We start from the raw sequence: 17,267 nt of genomic DNA on the forward strand, positions 1-17,267 counted from the left end.
CGAAATAATGCAAAGGTATAAGTCGATTATTTCTTATGATGGTTCAGGGTTCTTTGGTTACCAAGTACAGCCCAATAAACGAACCGTTCAATTTGAACTAGAAACTGCCTTAGCCAAGATGCATAAAGGAGAACATATTAAAGTTTTTGCATCAGGTAGAACAGATGCGGGGGTTCATGCAAAGGGACAAGTCATTCATTTTGATTCTCCACTTCCGATTTCGGAGGAAAAATGGGAAATAGCTCTTAATTCGCTGCTGCCGCAGGATATATCTGTTCTTTCAGTTATAAAAGCAGATTCCTCCTTTCATGCCCGTTTTGATACGGTTGGAAAAGAATATCGCTATGTTCTGCAGCTTTCAAAAATGAGGGATCCTTTTCAACGGAATTTCTCTGTTCATTACCCTTATGACTTAAATATAGCGGCCATGAAGGAAGCTAGCTGCTTTTTCATAGGAACTCATGATTTTACTAGTTTTTGTTCAGCAAAGACAGAAGTTGAAGATAGAATTCGGACCATTGAAACCATTGATTTTTTACAAGACAACGATTTTCTGACGCTGCGTTTTGTGGGCAATGGATTTTTATATAATATGGTTCGTATCCTGACAGGAACGTTATTGGAAGTAGGTTTAGGAAAACGAAAGCCAGAAGAAATGCCGGATATCCTGGTTAAAGTAGACCGCCGTTTTGCTGGTAAAACTGCTCCGGCTCAGGGATTATATCTGTGGAAAGTATTTTATTAACATGGTACTTTGAGCAGTGGCTGGCTTCAGTGCCCAGCGACTAGTGTACTTCGCGCTCCGCCCTACGATAAGTCAACATCGAATCGCTATTGCTCTTCGTGTTTCCTTTATCTCAGTTGGAGCGCTCCAGTCCATATGTCGCTAAACAGGCACTTCCGCCTTTCTTATAAAGCAACCTAACCTGGTGTAACATTTTCTTGACATTTTGACCTGTAGTATTTATTATATTAGATGTGCGTGTTTTTAATCCCACGATAAAGCCCCGGAAAGTCTTCATCGTGATTGAAAATATATGATTTTGAAAATGACTGCACGAGGATATCAGATGTTTATTCCCGGAACAGAATCGAACGCTGATAGCTTTAAAAGTGCGAAAATAATAATCTTTAATGGATTTAATAGGAGGGAAACTCATGCGTTCAACGTTTATGGCAAATGCCAACAATATCGAGCGTAAATGGTATGTGATTGATGCAGAAGGCAAAACTCTTGGTCGTCTTGCTTCTGAAGTAGCTTCAATCTTACGCGGTAAAAACAAACCAACTTTTACACCACATGTTGACACTGGTGATAACGTAATTATTCTTAACGCTTCTAAAGTAGAACTAACTGGTAAGAAATTAACTGACAAAATTTACTACCGTCACACAATGCACCCAGGTGGTTTAAAAACTAGAACTGCTCTAGAAATGCGTACTAACTATGCAGAGAAAATGATCGAGCTTGCAGTTAAAGGCATGCTTCCAAAGAATTCTCTAGGACGCGCAATGTTCAAAAAGTTACACGTGTATGCTGGCAGTGAGCATCCACACCAAGCACAACAACCAGAAGTTTACGAACTTCGCGGTTAATTTAGAGGGAGGGACAAATTATGGCACAAGTTCAATATATCGGTACTGGTCGTCGTAAGAGCTCTGTCGCACGTGTGCGCTTAGTTCCAGGCACTGGTAAAATTGTAGTTAATGGTCGTGAAATCGAAGATTATATCCCATTTGAAGCATTACGTGTTGTTGTAAGACAACCTCTAGTTGCAACTGAAACAGTTGGCAGCTATGATGTTCTTGTAAACGTAAGCGGCGGTGGATACACTGGTCAAGCTGGCGCAATCCGCCACGGTATTGCTCGTGCATTACTTCAAGCTGACCCAGAATTCCGTCCATCATTAAAGCGCGCAGGTTTATTAACTCGTGATGCACGTATGAAAGAGCGTAAGAAATACGGTCTTAAAGGTGCTCGTCGTGCGCCTCAGTTCTCAAAACGTTAATATTGCGTTTCAAAGACTCTCAGTCATTTTGGCTGGGGGTCTTTTTTTATGCTTAAAATAAATAATTGGTCGTACAACAGTTTTAAAAGAGGAAAGGAAGAATTAGGCACTATTTGTATAATTTTTGTGCTTTAGGTAATTATACCAATGTTCTTATAAAAATTAGAATGTCTTAAGGAGGTATAAAGACTCTAAGTGGAATAATTCATCATCAAAAATCAATTTATTATTTCATAATGCCAGGAGGATATTTCCGTAATGCGATTTTTAAAGTCATTAGGTTTAGTTTTGCTAGCGAGTATGGTTATAGTTGGCTGTCAGTCAAATAACAAGAATAATGCAAAAAACAAAGGGGAAACCAAGGAATCCAACCAGGCAAAACAGGAAGATGAGATAGGATTCCCAAATTGGGGATATGATTTTCAACATACCCGACATGTGCCCTATAAAGAGATTACAAAAGATAATGTAAAAAAAATGGGGATTGCATGGCAGCAGGATATATTAGATTGGAATAAGGATGTTCCAAATTTACAAGAAGATTTCCCTGTTGTCCACGACGGGGTCATGTATGTGACTAGTGCGAAAAATCATGTGTTTGCGATCGATGCTGCAAGTGGAAAGAAGCTCTGGGCATGGACACCGCCCAAAGACGTACTTGATCATATTAATGGTTTGCCATGGCAGTCCAATGTGGCAAGCAGGGGTGTTGCAGTGGCCAATGGAAATGTATTTGTCTTGATGATAGATAATCGGCTGGCCAAACTTGATGCAAAGAACGGAAAACTGTTAAAAATGGTCAACTTTTGGGAGCATGAACCTTCTATCAAGTTAGAAAACAGATATTATGAATCTTCAGCTCCGATGTATTATGATGGCAACGTTTACGTCGGAAGCAGCGGCGGTGATAATGGTACAAGAGGTTTTGTTTGGGCGTTTAAAGCAGATACCCTGGAACCGCTATGGAAAGAGCCGTTTTGGACCGTTCCTGAAAGAGGAACGGGCTGGGCGAAAGGTAAATATACGGGCGGAGGTTCCGTATGGACACCGATGTCGTTTGATCCAGATACTGATATGATGTATTTTGCAGTAGGGAATCCCGCTCCGGACTTTTACGATGCAGATAGAAAAGGAAAAAATCCATATACCGATTCTATCGTTGCTTTAGATAGTAAAACAGGGAAGTTTAAGTGGGCAGCTGGTCAAGTTGACCACGATATATGGGATTATGACGCTGCCGCAACACCGATGATCCTCAATGCAAAGGTCGGTGGGAAAAAGCAAAAGGTTGTGGTTGAAGGCGGTAAGAATGGAAAGTGGTATGCTTGGGACGCAAAAACAGGGAAAACCATTTATGATGGGGTACCTTTTGTGAAAATTCAACATTCGGACATACCAAGCGATGAGAGTAAAGCTGTACTTCAATGGCCAGGAACACCAGGTGGAGAAAGCTATGCTCCACAGACTTATGACCCTGCAACCAACTATGTGCTTATTCCAGGTATTAATAGTCCTAATTTAATGGTGGCAGCTAAGGATGCAGAAGAGATTGCAAAAGATAATAATACCTTCCCGGGAACAAAGATACTTCCTTTGCCAAAGGATGTTGATGTTTCTGGTACCATTACAGCAATTGATATGAATACAGGAAAAAAAGTATATCAAAATAAAACGGACGATCCGATGTATGGCGGATTCACAAGTACTGCTGCCGGTCTTGCTTTTTACGGGGAATTGGGTGGAAATGTAAATGCTCTTGATATTAAAACAGGTAAAGTATTATGGAGTATGCAAAGTGGAGGAAAACAAATCAAAATGGCACCTTCTATATATACAGTTGACGGCCATGAATATGTTGCAGTTATTACTGGTGGTACGAAGGTTGTTGTTTATGGTCTCGGGGGCAAGTTAAAACCTGGAGCTATAAATAAAAATGCAAAATTACAAGGAGAAGCAGACGTAGTTATTGATCCGGAAAAGGTTTACAAAAGAAGTTGTATTTCCTGTCACGGGGATAATCTTCAAGGCGCAACAGCTCCAAATCTTCAACATATAGGTAAAACTATGTCCAAAGAGGACATATTGAATAAAATTCTAAATGGTGGCGACCGCATGCCAGCAGGCATGGCTAAAGGTGCAGAGGCTGAAGCACTAGCGGATTGGCTATCCAAAAAGAAATGATTTTTACTAGATTGTTTCTTAAAAGGATGAATATAGATTGGCGAAACATGAGATATTCACGAAAAATAAGGATGGTGTAAAATGAGGAAATTACTGAATTATACCGTGCGATTCATTGGTGCCGCCTTATGTATTTCCTTAGTCTTTGGATTTGCCTGCCCAACTTTGACTAATGCTCAATCAAGTATAGGGTTAGGTTCATCCGAGGATAACGGAATCAGGTTAACCATCAATGACTATTCGATCATAAACCATGGCCAAGACATTCAGCTGCATTATACGATAAACGCAAATTCAAATATACAAGTTAGTTCGAATACTAAAAGTTTGATTGAAAACCCGTATATTTGGATTGGGAATACCTTAGTCCGTGAGGAATCAGAATCGTTTAAGAAAGTAAGTAATAATGAGTATAGAGGGACGATAATAGCACAGATGCACCATTACCGAACCGATAATTATAAAATGTCATTTCATACACATGGAATATTGAACCAAAAGGGTCAATGGACAGTTGATTTTATCTTAAAGAGTAGTCAGTTCTAAGGTAGATGATGAAAAACTAAAGGTATCCCGTACCATTCTTAAATCGTTCGATAGGACCAAGACAACCTGAGTTTATGGACTCAGGTTGTTTTTTTTTCAGGTAAATTTGCAGCATTCTGCAAAATACGAGTTTACTTTGGGACAACTTCAGGATGAAATTTTAGTTATTTTGGTGTTTCAGCCGACATAAGATAGTTTTGAAATGTAAAACACGACACTCCTTTAATAATAATTATGATTGAAAGTGTCTTGAAAGGGGGGAATCACATGTGGTTAAAGCCTGAGTACGAAATAATCAACACATCTTGCGAGGTGACGATGTATTCCTACATCGCCAAGTAGCGCAGAATGCTTGCCTCTTGTTCATGATTTTGACAAAAAAACGGAGGGTGTGCCAATGAATCGTTACTTAAAATCAGTGATGGGCTTGATGATCGGGGGTGCTACAGCAGGAGGATGGCTGCTTGTTGATCTCCTGCTTCCTGATCCAATAGGGGACTATTGGCTATTTATCCTGATGGCTGTGGTGAATATGGCGATAGGTTGGCAGGTGGGCAGGTTATTTGGAAAATCGAAGAATATTGAAAAAAACAATGCCCTCATTGAAGGGAAAGGACTGAATCCAAATTCGAATTAGAGTATTAGGAGCAGCGGCTGGAGGAGGTTTTCCGCAGTGGAACTGTGCCTGTCCCAACTGTCGGGCAGTCCGCTCAGGAAACAATTCACTCCGGCCGTTATTACAATCTTCGCTTGCGGTAACTGCCAATGAAAAGGACTGGTACCTCATCAATGCAGGCCCTGATATTCTCAGGCAAATTGAATCTTTTGCTTCACTAAATGCAGGTCCAGGCATAAGAGAGACCCCTATTGCAGGTGTTTTTTTAACCGATGCGGAGCTCGATCATACGATTGGACTATTGTCCCTGCGGGAGGGCTCCAATATGACGATTTTTGGAACCAAGATGGTACGAAGCTGTTTGTACTCCGCTTTTCCGGTGTTTCCAATTCTAAAAGATTATTGTTCATGGGAATGGCATTCTCTTAATCCAGGCATTCGGCATAGGGTGAAACCATTACATCAAGGAGCAGAAGGAACCATCATCGTTGAGCCGGTTCCCGTTTCGAAAAAACCGCCGCTATATGCCAAGTCGACCCAGGAGCTGGACTGTCAGGAAGATATATGGGAGGTTGGACTGGTTCTCCATAATGAGGATTCGGGCCGGTGTCTTGCTTTTTTTCCTACATTAGAAAAGATCACTCCGGCTATAGAAGCTTGCTTAAAAAAAGCCGATATCCTGATGGTAGATGGAACCTTTTGGTCGGAAGATGAATTAACCGGGATGGGGGCAGCCGCTCGTGACGCAAGAAGCATGGGCCACTTACCGATTAGCGGACCAACAGGCACTTTGGAATTATTAGCCTCTTTCTCGGCAGAGAGAAAAATTCTAATCCACATTAACAACAGCAACCCTATTTTGAAAAAGGATTCAGTGGAGAGGTATACATTGGAGCGGCTTGGTATAGAAGTTGCTTATGATGGTATGGAATTGGAGGTGTGACTTTTGCTGGAGCAAACAGGGTTCATTAGCCGTGATAAAAAAAGGGAAGAACTGTGGCCGGCGAATGACTTCACGGAGCGGCTAAGGAATGTAGGGCGTTCTTCCTATCATGACAAACATCCATTTCATATCGTGATGCACCAAGGAAACTTAAGCAAAGAACAGATCCGCGGCTGGGTGGCCAACCGATACTACTACCAGAAATCAGTCCCAATTAAAGATGCAGCTATCCTGTCCAATCTGCCGTCAAGGGAATTGAGGCGAGAGTGGATTGGCCGTATTCTTGATCATGACGGAAGGCCTGGAGAGGATGGCGGTATTGAAGCATGGCTGCGGCTGGGAGAAGCGGTAGGATTGTCTCGGGAAGAAGTCATACGAGAGGAACATGTTGTCCCGGGCGTCCGTTTTGCTGTGGATGCCTATGTGAACTTTGCCCGGACAAAACCATGGATTGAAGCTGTTGCTTCAAGCTTGACGGAACTGTTTTCGCCTGACCTTATCTCAAAAAGGATAAAAGTTTTTGAGCAGCTGTATCCTTGGATTGACCGTTCAGGGCTTGATTATTTTCAAAGCCGCTTGACCCAGGCACCCAGTGATTCGGATGTGGCACTCAGACTTGTATTAACCCAATGTCAAACACCGGAAGCACAGCAGCGGGCTGTCAATGCCTTGCGGTTCAAATGTGATGTGTTATGGGCACAGCTTGATGCGATCGAAAAGGCCTATCCCTCTAAACCGTGAGCTGGGAATAATAAATGATTGGTGGTGGAGTCTATTTTTGTAGCTGGCAGTCTTCCAAAACTCGCTGCAAAGGCGCGATTAAAATTTGATAAGGTGAGAGAAAAACATCTCCTTTTGCTACCAGAAAAGGTTGTAGTCCTAAACGAAACTGCCGCATCGATCCTTCGTTTATGCGACGGGAGCCAGACCGTGAACACCATCACTGAATCCATCAGGACCTCTCTAATGGCAGGCTCAGAAACAAGGAATTCGGGTGCCTTGCCTGATTTTAAAACAATGGAGGCAGACATTTCCGAATTTTTACAGGAGATGGCGGATCAGGGATGGGTGGTGATTCAGCATGAAGATGCAGAGCCATAGTGTGGTTCATCCCCCTTATTCGCTGCTTGCTGAATTAACCCATCGCTGTCCTTTGCATTGTCCGTATTGTTCAAACCCTATTGAACTGGAAAAGGAAGCCATGGAACTTTCAACAGAGGAATGGAGCCGGGTCTTGTCCGAGGCCGCCGAATTGGGAGTAGTAGAAGTTCATTTTTCTGGAGGCGAACCGCTTTTGCGGGATGACCTGGAAGCCCTTATCAGCCACGCTGCTGGCCTAGAAATGTATGTCAATCTCATCACAAGCGGCATAGGCTTAACAGTGGAAAAAGCGATTCGGCTTAAGGAAGCCGGTTTAGCAAATGTGCAGGTGAGCTTTCAAGCAGCAGAAGCGAAGCTTTCCGATCGGATAGGCGGATACAAAGCCTTTGAGAAAAAACGGGAAGCGGTCACTGCTGTAAAACAGGCAGACTTGCATTTGTCATTGAATGTGGTATTACACCGAATGAATCTTGATCAGGTGGGGGAGATAGTTCAGCTTGCGGAAGAACTGGGAGCCGAGCGGTTGGAGCTGGCGAACACCCAGTATTATAACTGGGCACTGCTGAATCGGGAGAAATTGCTGCCAAGCAGGGACCAGATTGAGCGTGCAAGTGCTATCTATGAAGCTGCTAAAGCAAGACTGAAGCGGAAAATGGAAATGATTTGGGTGATTCCTGATTATTATGCATCTGCACCCAAGCCTTGCATGGGGGGATGGGGAGCTATTGGTCTAACAGTAGCCCCGAATGGAATTGCCCTTCCGTGTCCAACCGCCGGGATAATAAAAGAATTATCTTTTGAAAATGTCCGTAAGTCTTCGATAGAATCTATTTGGTTTGAATCAGAATCTTTTAACCGTTTCCGGGGGGAAGAATCGATGCCCAAAGCTTGTCTCTCCTGTGATTTGAGGCATCAGGATGGAGGAGGATGCCGCTGTCAGGCTTTTGCCTTAACGGGAGATGCTTATGCGGTGGACCCAGTCTGCCAATGGGCACCAGAACATCATTTAATTGAAAAAGCTATACAGGATGCCAACAGCAAACCGATTGAATCATCATCCCCCATAATCTATCGGAGACATTCTCAGGAAAGATCTGCAATAGAACGGTTATTAAAAAAATAGGCGTTGCCATAGTGGTGCTGCAGGGGACACGTACATACCCTCCAGCACCATTTTTTTTCGACTTGTTCAATCAATAGTGAAAAGGCGTTAGCCTGCCATGGGGCTTTCGTGTGACATTAAGCCAATACAGAATTATAAATATTTCGTTTTAAAATTTGAATAAGATCCTTCCAGTTACCTGCCATATCGCCTCCTTCCCTTACCGGTTCTTAAGTTTGCCTCTTAATTTACCATGTATCCCATGTAAACATGTCATTCCACGGTTAACTTTGTTTGTCTATGTCTATGAATAAAGGAAATTAAGAATTGGCACCCTTACATTAGAAACCTTATAACCTAAATCTTACCTATAAAAATGAAAAGGTAGTGATCAATATGAAGTTTACAGGAATTGATCAAATTCACCCGGTTGCCAAGTGGCTCATGCTGGTAAATTTTATTCGCAGTATTGGACAAGGCATGATGGTAGTGGAATTGGCTTTGTATCTCGATGCTCTGAGGTGGAGCACGGCAGCGATTGGCAGTGTACTTGCTGCAGGAGGATTGCTCGGTGTTTTCCTTGCACCCTTTATAGGTGTTTATTCTGACAGGCTTGGCAGAAAACCGTTTGTCCTTATTTCTGAACTAGTTACCGCCGGTTGTGCACTGGTCGGGGTATTAACGATAAACCCAATTTTATTGTTTATTTCGATTACACTTTCCGGATTTGGAAAAGCAGACGCGGGTTCACCTAGTCCATGTGCCCCTGCAGAGCAGGCATGGCTGGCATCCTTTGTCCCAACATCAGAACGCGGCAGAGTATACAGTTTGAATAATGCACTCAGTTTCTTCGGAATGGGGGCAGGAGCAGTGCTTGCGGGGGCTGCCTCCTTTTTGACAACTGGAATATCTCCATATCGCCTTTTATTCTGCTATATTCTCGTTGCATCGTTGATCACAGCCTCCATCATTTTAACCATTCAAGGAGAAGAAGCAGAAAACTTCCAAAGAAACAATAAAGAGGGACGAAGGAATGAAGAAAAGAAAATCTTACATGAAGAAAATACAGCGGTATTGAAGCTTGCAGCGATTAACATACTTAATGGAATAGCAATCGGGCTGACCGGGCCGATGATGTCCTATTGGTTTTCGGTTAAATTTGGGGCAAGCCATGCTCAAATTGGCAGCACTTTGGCTGTTACTTTCTTCACGACCGGAGTTACCTCCATTTTTCAAGCAAAAATTTCTCAAAAACATGGGACAATCCGGTCTATTGTTTTCATCCGTTTTATTGGAAGTCTGCTTTTGATTTTGATGCCCTTACTATCATCATACGCACTCGTATCTGTCATTTATATGCTTCGAACGGCTTTAAATCGAGGTACGCAGGGGGCACAGCAGGCGCTGAGTGTGAGTTTAACACGCAACCAGAGAAGCGGCTTTGCATCAAGCATCAATCTTTTTTCAATGAGGCTGCCCACCTCCATTGGACCGTATATTACCGGCTATCTTTTTGGATTGGGTTCCCTGTCCCTGCCTTTTTACATAGCCTCAGGTCTACAACTAAGTTTTGCTTATTTATACGGCAGACTTTTTTCTTCTTACGATATTCGCATGAAATCGCATGCTTCATCGGGTTGAGCGTCTTAGGGTTAAAATCCCTCAGTTCTCAAAACGTTAATCTTTTTCGGAAATACAAGACTCCCAATCATTTGGTCGGGGGTTTTTTTTGTTTTAAATAAGCTCTTAACTAGATTATTTACAACGCATCCATTTTTACTACTGTTTTTTCATCACAGTTACATTTATAGTCTCCTCCCAGTTTACTTCCACTAACAAGCAAATTCCTTTAGGTCCTCAAAGTAAAATAGGCTTTTACATTAGTAACAACGCCCCAGAAAAACCATATTTTGTTGAAGAGAGTACATTCGTATCAGAAATTTACTTTTACACAAAATGATATATTTTTTTATACTCTCTATTTAGGTTTCTTTTGCGCAAGGTGTTAAATACAAAGGGGAGGAATTAAAGTGCAAAATTTTCATAATGAGTTACAAGGATTGGCAATGGATCCTTATCAAGCTGGTGAGGTAGTTTCATTCGCTCCACAATTCCAGGATGAGCGCATGTGGGGTCGCTGTGGCGGTTTCCGTTGCGGTGGATTTCGTTGTGGCGGTTTCCGCTGCGGTGGCTGTTTCGGCTGTGGTGGCTGCGGAGGCTGTGGAGGGTGCTTTGGCTTTGGTTGCGTCGGCATTGGTTTTAGTTGTTTTGGCTTTGGTATCGGTTTTATTTAATCTTGTCTATTCGAAATTACAAGAAGAGAAGTTATTTTACGAAGAAAGTGCTCCTGCGACTTGTGCCGCGGGGGCACTTCTTTTCTATGTTTATCATATTGGACAAAAAATCATACATAAACTGATAATGCATAAGTTGTAATGACAAGGAATAAGGAGGCACCGAATGACAAAACTTACCTCGTCCTCACGATTGAAAGCCAAAAGGGATACGTTTTTTCTCCCGGATCAAAAGGGGGGTGTCTATTTTAGAAATAACGTAAGTTCCTTCCGAATTGAAGGCAAAACCATCTATCCGTGGATTGAGAAATTGCTGCCAATGTTCAATGGGGAGCAAACAATGGCAGATTTGACGCAGGGGTTAACGGGACCATACCGTGACAGGGTATATGAAATCGGAGAAACGTTGTACAAGAATGGTTTTGTTCGAGATGTAAGCAAAGATATCCCCCATCAATTAAATCGTCAAGTTCTTGAAAAGTATGCTTCACAAATCGAATTCATCGAAAATTTCACCGAATCAGGTGCATACCATTTTCAAAAGTATCGTCAGGCAAATGTCCTGGCTGTGGGTTCCGGTCCGTTTCTTGTATCGTTGGTTTCTGCATTAATAGATTCGGGGCTGCCCAAACTAAATGTCATGGTCAAAGATGCAGTTTCCACCAATAGGCTGCGCCTTAATTTACTTGTACAGAATGCAAGGAAAATAGATTCCGATATCGAGCTGGTGGAAGTCCCTTATCCTAAAGAAGCGGGAAAAAATGTTTGGAAAGATGCCGTTCAGCCCTATGATTGGATTCTGTATGTCTCTCAGGATGGGAATATAAATGAATTAAGGAATCTGAATCAAATTTGTAAAGAAGATAAGAAGGCATTTCTTCCTGCCATCTATTTAGAAGGAGTTGGGTTCTCTGGCCCATTAACCCATCCAGAATCAGAGGAATGCTTCGAGTCTGCATGGCGCAGAATCCATCAATCCTCCGTACAAGCAGATAGGCAGCCTCTAGCCTTCTCCACTACTTCAGGAGCGATCTTGGCCAATGTCTCTACATTTGAATTTTTCAAGAGGGTTACAGGGATAGCAGATTCAAATCAAAGTAATCAAATTTACATGCTTGATCTTGAAACGTTGGAAGGAGACTGGCTTTCATTCATCCCACATCCATCAATAAATGCTATAAAGCGAACACCAGAACTGGTTGAAGATCTTGATTTAAAACTTAAACAAGAATCAGACAGGGATGATCAGCAAGGATTGCTTTTGGAGTATTTTAGCCGTTTAACTTCAAAAGAAATAGGTATTTTCCATACCTGGGAGGAACGGGATTTGGTTCAGCTTCCTCTGGCCCAATGTTATGTTCAGGCCGTTGACCCAGTGTCAGAGGGACCGGCAAACCTGCTGCCGGAAGTGATCTGTTCGGGGCTGACACATGAAGAAGCAAGAAGGAATGCCGGTCTAAAGGGCATTGAAATGTATGTTTCCCAAATAATTAATTCTTATGGTTCTGGCTTCCCTATCCAGACAGATAAAGTGGGTGTTCATCTTCCAGAAGGTTTTCTTGGCATCGGTTCAGGGGAAACAACCGCGGAAGCTGTTTGTCGAGGGCTGCAAGCCTTTCTGGATGAAGAATTGGAAAAAAGAAAGCCTGACCATCTGAATAAGGTTTTTCGTGTATCAATTGGAGCCATAGAAGATAAAAGATGCAGATTTTATTTAAATGCCCTGACCACCTTGAACGGTGCACCAACCATCGGTTTAAAAGAAGATGTATTAGGCTTCCCAACTGTATGTGTAAGATCAAATGGCTGTTGGTACACAGGGACTGGTTTAAACTCAACATTGGCACTACAAAATACATTGCAGCAAGCCTTGTTGAACGCTCAAAACCGGATAAATTCTATTGTTAGGCAAGAGCAGGAATCTATGATTTATCTGGAAAAAGAGGGAACCAAGCTGGAAATCCCCTCTTGCGATGACATGACACAATTAGAGCTCTTACAATCTTCCATACATGTCTTGAATAGAAACGCCAAAAAGCTAGTTGTCTATGACCTCTCAGTGGAGCCTTTTTTAAAACAAGGGCTGGCAGGGGTATATGGTGTGCAGGTACGAGAGGGGGATTCCTAATGACTGCCCATATTCTCATTACTGGAGACGGCTTATTAGCGGATTATGTCTCAGATCAATTGTCACCCAACTATCTAATAAGACGTCAAGCCATACTCGAAGAGATTCCCGAAGAAACAGAATTGGCTCTAGTGCTTAGCGATGCTTGGCATCCATCCATTCACCAAAAAGCGGAAGAGAGATTTAGGTCCTCTGGTATCCCTTGGCTTCGGGGTTTTGTTTCGTTCGGTGAGGGGATCATTGGGCCATTAGTTCGGCCCGACAAACCGGGATGTTCTCTCTGTGCTGATAAACGACGCTTGATAGCCGGTCCTGATCGCCTTGAAATGTGGGAGATTAACAGAAAATTAACTAGTGGAGCAGGTGTCCAGCGTGATGCATGGGCTTCAAGGACGGGACTATCGCAAATGGCAAATTTCATCAGTAACGAAGTGAGGAAAGTTCTTAAAGGAGAGCCCTCTCCTTTAGAAGAAAGGATGATTATTACAAACCTAAGAACGTTAACGATCTCCAGTCACGTTTTCTTGCCTGATCCATTGTGCCCGATTTGCAGTCTGTTACCTGAAGACACAGCAGAATTAGCTCATATTAAGTTGGAGTCCAGCCCTAAATTAAATGGTACCGGTTATCGCTGCCGTTCGATGGATGAATTAAAAACAGTGTTGGTCGAGGACTATCTGGATGAACGTACAGGCATCATGAATGGAAAAATGGAGGATCTCAGGCTGCCATTTGCTGATGTTTTGATTAACATGCCGTTGTTTGGGGCTGATGAGGGAGTAGCTGGCCGTTCTAACTCTTATGAAATAAGTGAGTTAACGGCCATTTTGGAGGGATTGGAACGGTATTGTGGAATTGAGCCCCAGGGAAAAGCTAAGAAAGTTCGAGATAGTTATCGCCATTTAAAGGAATTTGCTTTAGATCCGGCTAGAGTCGGTTTACATGATCAGGAACAATATGCAAAGGTGAATTTTCCATTTAAACCGTTTCATCCTGATGCCCTGATGAATTGGGTCTGGGGATATTCGTTTTTACAAGAACGCCCTATTCTGGTTCCGGAGTTACTCGCTTATTACAGTTTGGGTTTTAATGAGGAGGGCTTTATTTATGAGACCTCCAACGGATGTGCATTAGGAGGAAGTATGGAGGAAGCCATATTCCATGGCATTATGGAGATTGTTGAGAGGGATTCCTTCTTGATAACCTGGTATGCACAGCTGACTATCCCGCCTCTTGATCTCCATTCAGCAAACGATAAAGAATTAGATTTGATGGTTGATAGGATACGGGAGGTTCAAGGGTATGACGTTTATATTTACAATTCGACCATGGAACATGGAATTCCCAGTGTATGGGCAGTGGCAAAAAACAGAAAATCAACTGGTGTAAACCTTATTTGTGCAGCAGGAGCTAATCCTGATCCAGTAAGAGCGGTAAAAAGCTCGATTTACGAGCTGGCTGGAATGATGGTGAGGCATGACAAAATATTGGAGGAAAACCGGCAAAAATATGAGGAGATGCTAAAAGATCCATTTGCGGTCCGTAATATGGCGGATCATGGCCTGCTTTACGGTCTGCCGGAAGCAGAGGAACGGTTGAACTTTTTATTACAGGATAATCGTCCATTACGAACGTTTGCGGATGAGTTCAAACAGCCTCCGGAGAATACCGATTTGAAGGATGATCTTCAGGCTGTTCTAGATCGGTTCCGACAATTAGACCTCGAGGTCATTGTGGTAGACCAAACAACTCCAATAACTAAAAAGAACGGATTATTTTGTGTTAAGGTCTTGATTCCTGGTATGCTGCCGATGACATTTGGACATCACCTTACCCGTGTCCGGGGGCTGGAGAGGGTCCTTCAAGTGCCGATGAAACTTGGATTTACCAAACAGCCGTTATCGTATGAACAGCTTAACCCATATCCTCACCCATTCCCATAATAAAGAATAGGAGGTGTAAAAGTGAATCTTGAAACATTTCTGCATCATCTCCACTTTGATACGGAAAAGAGCGCTCCTCCCGATTGGCAAGTGGATTGGGAGGATGCACCACTTCCCTATAAACTCTACCGCGGCCTGCCAGAGATCTCACTATCCGGTGATATACCGTTAACCCTTAAGGGAAGAGAAGCTCATGCAGAACCTGTACTAGAAGAACTTGGTTATTTCTTATGGTATGTATATGGACTTACTCAATACGCTCAAACTGCCTTCATCGAGGACACTGGTGAAAAATCCGCTGTAAGCTATGCCCAGTTATTACGAAGATTTGTTCCCTCTGGAGGGGCATTGTACCCCAATGAATTATACGTGTATATAAAGCTTAAGGACGTACCGACGGGAATTTACCATTACGATGTGGCACATCACCGCCTCCTTTTGCTGCGAGAAGGAAATCACGATGTTTACTTATCTAGAAGTCTTGGAAATAGCTGCGAACTGTCCGATTGTTTCTGTACAGTTTTTGTTTCGACTGTTTTTTGGAAAAACTTCTACAAATATAATAATTTTTCCTATAGGCTCCAAGGGTTAGACGCTGGTGTGTTAATCGGGCAAGCGTTAGAAACTGCTAACCTAATGGGATTTTCTTCACGTGTATGCTACCAATTTCTTGATCGGTCTGTTAATCATTTACTTGGACTAACCGAACAGGATGAAAGCGTATATGCCGTTATCCCACTATCCATAAATCAATCTATCGATTGTGTTTACAATAATAGTGAAGGATTTGTTTCTGACACTGAATTGTCCAAGGAAGTTCCATTGCTTACACACGAGACTTATAATCGATCAAAGAGAGTGATCGATTATCCGATGCTTAGAAAAATGAATGGGGCATCGTTGTTGGAAACAACGAATTCATTCGGTCAGATCAGAAACGATGAGCGTGTGAAAGCTGATTTAGGTATGGAGGCAATCATGCTGCCATTTACCGAGCCCTTTTCATACGATTTTGCATCAATTTGCAAGGAGAGGCATTCGCCTGATATGAATTTTATGATGAGGAAAGTCAGTCAAACGCAATTATCTACTTTGTTAAAAGAAACATTATCCTTATCATATCAGAATGACCTTCATGACACATATAAGAATACCGAGCCTCATGTCACATTGTATGGCAGTTTTTATAATGTGGAGGAAATTCCAAATGGTGCTTACGCTTATGACAAAAGTGCCCATGCACTACGAAGAATAACCCTGGGGGATTTTCGAGAGTTTTTACAGGATGGGTTAACCATGCCCACTGTAAATCTGTTTCAAGTTCCTCTAGTACTGCATCTTGTAGGAGACAAGGCCCACCTAAAAAGGGAATTGGGATATAGGGGATACCGCATTCAACAAATGGAAGTGGGGATACTCTTGCAAAGACTGCTTTTAGTAGCGAATGCATTAGGAATGGGGGGGCACCCGCTATTAGGGTTTGATGGAAATCAGTGTGATGAACTTTACGGAATCCATTCAAAGGGGAAAACAAGTCTAATCCAAGTCCCGGTTGGTCCTTATCGTCCTCGTGCCTGGTTAAAAGGGGGGGTGAATAGCTAGGAGATGCAATTTTGTTAACTGTTTGGGCTTTTAAGTTTATAAAGTTTAACTGAATACCGAGAAAGACGCTTAACCATATTGGTTAGGGGTCTTTTTTTACCTAAAAGTTTTATTATATTCTTCAAATTGGGCTGTCCATGGAACCGAGAGGCCAAATCCATTAAATAATTTGGCATTTAGGTTATATCTTCACATGGACTATAGTTTATACATAAAATAGTGTACACAGTAGGGTGAATAGGAGGGAATTATAATGCCTTCTGTTATTAATTTAGGTGTTTTCAATGTAAATTCGCCTCAAGCAAGTTCGGCTATTTTTGTTGGCCAAGGTGTTGTGAATGGAATGGACGCGAACAGGAAGTATAATTTAAACATGGGGGGAGTCTACGGCTTTAATAATGCAAATGCTGGGAATGTAAATAATATCGCCGATAGCTTTGAAATGATAGATGGGGTTATCTTTGACCAAGACCTTAAGCCCAATATTGGAGGTCCGGGAAATATATAAGCAAAAAGAGAAAAAACAATAAACCCTCTGATTAATCAAGGGTTTTTTTGTTCTCCTCTTTTTTTAGTTCGAAGTTTGCTTGTTTCTCTTGTTCATGATTGGTTAATGAGGCAGTCATATGGGCAAGGTTGTTTCGATCACCATGAATATTCCCTAATCCTTGGTTGTGTTTTTTATTATTTTTAAAGTCTTCGATAAAATTGTTTCCAATACTGAAGCATGAGGCCCCTTCGATTGTTCCGATCTTAATCGTGCCAATATGAAACGTCGGAGATAAAATAGGGGAAGCCATGA

General features: G+C 42.3%; 18 protein-coding genes. 17 read left to right on the plus strand and 1 reads right to left on the minus strand.

Annotated elements, in window-relative coordinates; all coding sequences use genetic code 11:
• The first annotated feature begins 7 nt into the window (after positions 1 to 7).
• The 17 genes from truA (at position 8) to V7077_RS16735 (ending at position 16,973) form a co-directional block, all read left to right on the plus strand.
• Complete coding sequence (gene truA / locus V7077_RS16660) at positions 8 to 745, plus strand: tRNA pseudouridine(38-40) synthase TruA (RefSeq protein WP_335503939.1); 738 nt, start codon at positions 8 to 10, stop codon at positions 743 to 745.
• Positions 746 to 1,158: 413 nt separating this feature from the next.
• Positions 1,159 to 1,596, plus strand: a complete 438-nt coding sequence (gene rplM, locus V7077_RS16665; RefSeq protein WP_335503942.1) for a 50S ribosomal protein L13 — start codon at positions 1,159 to 1,161, stop codon at positions 1,594 to 1,596.
• A 20-nt stretch (positions 1,597 to 1,616) separates the two neighbouring features.
• Positions 1,617 to 2,009: a 30S ribosomal protein S9 gene (gene rpsI / locus V7077_RS16670; protein WP_215047056.1), complete on the plus strand. Its 393-nt coding sequence runs from the start codon at positions 1,617 to 1,619 to the stop codon at positions 2,007 to 2,009.
• 258 nt (positions 2,010 to 2,267) lie between these two features.
• Complete coding sequence (locus V7077_RS16675; protein WP_335503944.1) at positions 2,268 to 4,190, plus strand: outer membrane protein assembly factor BamB family protein; 1,923 nt, start codon at positions 2,268 to 2,270, stop codon at positions 4,188 to 4,190.
• An 81-nt stretch (positions 4,191 to 4,271) separates the two neighbouring features.
• Positions 4,272 to 4,736 carry a hypothetical protein gene (locus V7077_RS16680; RefSeq protein ID WP_335503946.1) on the plus strand — a complete coding sequence of 155 codons (465 nt, stop codon included), beginning with the start codon at positions 4,272 to 4,274 and terminating at the stop codon, positions 4,734 to 4,736.
• Positions 4,737 to 5,003: 267 nt separating this feature from the next.
• Complete coding sequence (gene pqqA, locus V7077_RS27760; RefSeq protein WP_205182009.1) at positions 5,004 to 5,078, plus strand: pyrroloquinoline quinone precursor peptide PqqA; 75 nt, start codon at positions 5,004 to 5,006, stop codon at positions 5,076 to 5,078.
• A 55-nt stretch (positions 5,079 to 5,133) separates the two neighbouring features.
• Positions 5,134 to 5,373 carry a hypothetical protein gene (locus V7077_RS16685; protein ID WP_335503948.1) on the plus strand — a complete coding sequence of 80 codons (240 nt, stop codon included), beginning with the start codon at positions 5,134 to 5,136 and terminating at the stop codon, positions 5,371 to 5,373.
• Positions 5,369 to 6,295 (plus strand): pyrroloquinoline quinone biosynthesis protein PqqB, encoded by a 927-nt coding sequence (gene pqqB, locus V7077_RS16690; RefSeq protein ID WP_335503989.1) that lies wholly within the window; start codon positions 5,369 to 5,371, stop codon positions 6,293 to 6,295. Before V7077_RS16685 ends, pqqB begins: the two co-directional genes overlap by 5 nt.
• 3 nt (positions 6,296 to 6,298) lie before the next feature.
• Positions 6,299 to 7,036, plus strand: a complete 738-nt coding sequence (pqqC, locus tag V7077_RS16695) for a pyrroloquinoline-quinone synthase PqqC (RefSeq protein WP_335503950.1) — start codon at positions 6,299 to 6,301, stop codon at positions 7,034 to 7,036.
• 21 nt (positions 7,037 to 7,057) lie between these two features.
• The gene (gene pqqD / locus V7077_RS16700; protein ID WP_335503991.1) at positions 7,058 to 7,396 is read left to right on the plus strand and encodes a pyrroloquinoline quinone biosynthesis peptide chaperone PqqD; all 339 of its coding nucleotides are present in this window, start codon (positions 7,058 to 7,060) and stop codon (positions 7,394 to 7,396) included.
• Entirely contained in the window at positions 7,377 to 8,519 is a 1,143-nt protein-coding gene (pqqE, locus tag V7077_RS16705; RefSeq protein ID WP_335503952.1) for a pyrroloquinoline quinone biosynthesis protein PqqE, read from the plus strand. The genes pqqD and pqqE overlap by 20 nt, the downstream gene beginning before the upstream one ends.
• 375 nt (positions 8,520 to 8,894) lie before the next feature.
• On the plus strand, positions 8,895 to 10,139 hold the full coding sequence (locus V7077_RS16710; protein ID WP_335503953.1) for an MFS transporter: 1,245 nt from the start codon (positions 8,895 to 8,897) through the stop codon (positions 10,137 to 10,139).
• Positions 10,140 to 10,564: 425 nt separating this feature from the next.
• Complete coding sequence (locus V7077_RS16715; RefSeq protein ID WP_335503993.1) at positions 10,565 to 10,792, plus strand: hypothetical protein; 228 nt, start codon at positions 10,565 to 10,567, stop codon at positions 10,790 to 10,792.
• Between the two features lie 166 nt (positions 10,793 to 10,958).
• Positions 10,959 to 12,920 carry a putative thiazole-containing bacteriocin maturation protein gene (locus V7077_RS16720; RefSeq protein ID WP_335503955.1) on the plus strand — a complete coding sequence of 654 codons (1,962 nt, stop codon included), beginning with the start codon at positions 10,959 to 10,961 and terminating at the stop codon, positions 12,918 to 12,920.
• Positions 12,920 to 14,863: a TOMM precursor leader peptide-binding protein gene (locus V7077_RS16725; RefSeq protein ID WP_335503957.1), complete on the plus strand. Its 1,944-nt coding sequence runs from the start codon at positions 12,920 to 12,922 to the stop codon at positions 14,861 to 14,863. The genes V7077_RS16720 and V7077_RS16725 overlap by 1 nt, the downstream gene beginning before the upstream one ends.
• Before the next feature lie 21 nt (positions 14,864 to 14,884).
• Complete coding sequence (locus tag V7077_RS16730) at positions 14,885 to 16,465, plus strand: SagB/ThcOx family dehydrogenase (RefSeq protein WP_335503959.1); 1,581 nt, start codon at positions 14,885 to 14,887, stop codon at positions 16,463 to 16,465.
• Positions 16,466 to 16,718: 253 nt separating this feature from the next.
• A complete protein-coding gene (locus V7077_RS16735; RefSeq protein WP_335503961.1) occupies positions 16,719 to 16,973 on the plus strand; it encodes a hypothetical protein in 255 nt (84 codons plus the stop codon).
• Positions 16,974 to 17,004: 31 nt separating this feature from the next.
• Here the strand turns inward: V7077_RS16735 and V7077_RS16740 are convergent, their stop codons facing one another.
• The gene (locus tag V7077_RS16740) at positions 17,005 to 17,265 is read right to left on the minus strand and encodes a hypothetical protein (protein ID WP_335503963.1); all 261 of its coding nucleotides are present in this window, start codon (positions 17,263 to 17,265) and stop codon (positions 17,005 to 17,007) included.
• Positions 17,266 to 17,267: the final 2 nt, after the last annotated feature.

The sequence above is a fragment of the Neobacillus vireti genome (genome assembly GCF_036962465.1).
Taxonomy (GTDB): domain Bacteria; phylum Bacillota; class Bacilli; order Bacillales; family Cytobacillaceae; genus Neobacillus; species Neobacillus vireti_B.

Excerpts from the sequence above, each read along its gene's own strand:
- rpsI (WP_215047056.1), top strand. The coding sequence starts at position 1,617 with ATGGCACAAGTTCAATATATCGGTACTGGTCGTCGTAAGAGCTCTGTC.
- V7077_RS16675 (WP_335503944.1), top strand. The coding sequence starts at position 2,268 with ATGCGATTTTTAAAGTCATTAGGTTTAGTTTTGCTAGCGAGTATGGTT.
- V7077_RS16735 (WP_335503961.1), top strand. The coding sequence starts at position 16,719 with ATGCCTTCTGTTATTAATTTAGGTGTTTTCAATGTAAATTCGCCTCAA.
- V7077_RS16680 (WP_335503946.1), top strand. The coding sequence starts at position 4,272 with ATGAGGAAATTACTGAATTATACCGTGCGATTCATTGGTGCCGCCTTA.
- V7077_RS16720 (WP_335503955.1), top strand. The coding sequence starts at position 10,959 with ATGACAAAACTTACCTCGTCCTCACGATTGAAAGCCAAAAGGGATACG.
- V7077_RS16685 (WP_335503948.1), top strand. The coding sequence starts at position 5,134 with ATGAATCGTTACTTAAAATCAGTGATGGGCTTGATGATCGGGGGTGCT.
- truA (WP_335503939.1), top strand. The coding sequence starts at position 8 with ATGCAAAGGTATAAGTCGATTATTTCTTATGATGGTTCAGGGTTCTTT.
- V7077_RS16725 (WP_335503957.1), top strand. The coding sequence starts at position 12,920 with ATGACTGCCCATATTCTCATTACTGGAGACGGCTTATTAGCGGATTAT.
- V7077_RS16710 (WP_335503953.1), top strand. The coding sequence starts at position 8,895 with ATGAAGTTTACAGGAATTGATCAAATTCACCCGGTTGCCAAGTGGCTC.
- rplM (WP_335503942.1), top strand. The coding sequence starts at position 1,159 with ATGCGTTCAACGTTTATGGCAAATGCCAACAATATCGAGCGTAAATGG.
- V7077_RS16740 (WP_335503963.1), bottom strand. The coding sequence starts at position 17,265 with ATGGCTTCCCCTATTTTATCTCCGACGTTTCATATTGGCACGATTAAG.
- pqqE (WP_335503952.1), top strand. The coding sequence starts at position 7,377 with ATGAAGATGCAGAGCCATAGTGTGGTTCATCCCCCTTATTCGCTGCTT.
- V7077_RS16715 (WP_335503993.1), top strand. The coding sequence starts at position 10,565 with ATGGATCCTTATCAAGCTGGTGAGGTAGTTTCATTCGCTCCACAATTC.